Genomic DNA, 600 nt, shown 5'->3' with positions numbered 1-600 from the left:
GCGATGGTGTGCCGATAGAGTTCTATCGCCTTGTATCCGCCATCAATATCGTGTCCCAGTGCCCATAGGCCTCGCCCCAGGATAACACGAATGACCTATGCCTCCCTCAAGCCGGTTTCAGAGGCCTTCATGCAGCGCAAGCGACTGATCTTCGTGCGGCTGGCTGCCGTTATCGCGGTGCTGCTTCTGTTTCTGACCAAGCCGGCGCTGAACGAGGGCTCGAACGGGCACGAGACGCTTGCGTTCTTCGGCCTCTGCCTGGTGGTCGCCTGCGTTGCCGGGCGGCTCTGGAGCATCCTCTATGTCGGCGGCAGGAAGAACGAGGAGCTGGTTTCGACGGGGCCGTTCTCGATGACCCAGAACCCGCTTTACTTCTTCTCGACCGTCGGCGCGGCCGGCATCGGGCTGATGTTCGGCTCGGTACTGGCGGCGGCCTTACTCGGCGCGGCAAGCTTCCTCGTCTTCCGCTTCACGGCGCGCAAGGAGGCGGAGTTTCTTGCCGGCAAGTTCGGCGCCGTCTATGCAGCCTATGCGGACCGCACGCCGCGCTTCTGGCCGAACCCGCTGCTTTACCGCGACGAGGACCAGTGGATGTTTTCG

1 protein-coding gene is annotated in these 600 nt (G+C 62.8%); it reads left to right on the top strand.

From position 1 onward, the window contains the following. Positions 1–90: 90 nt before the first annotated feature. On the top strand, positions 91–600 hold a 510-nt coding region (locus tag EN846_RS33555), incomplete at its 3' end, for an isoprenylcysteine carboxylmethyltransferase family protein (RefSeq protein WP_135928100.1).

Origin of the sequence: Mesorhizobium sp. M4B.F.Ca.ET.203.01.1.1, assembly GCF_004791025.1 — a bacterium.
In the GTDB taxonomy this organism is placed as follows: Bacteria; Pseudomonadota; Alphaproteobacteria; order Rhizobiales; family Rhizobiaceae; genus Mesorhizobium; species Mesorhizobium abyssinicae.
This window is presented reverse-complemented; position numbering and strand designations above follow the sequence as displayed.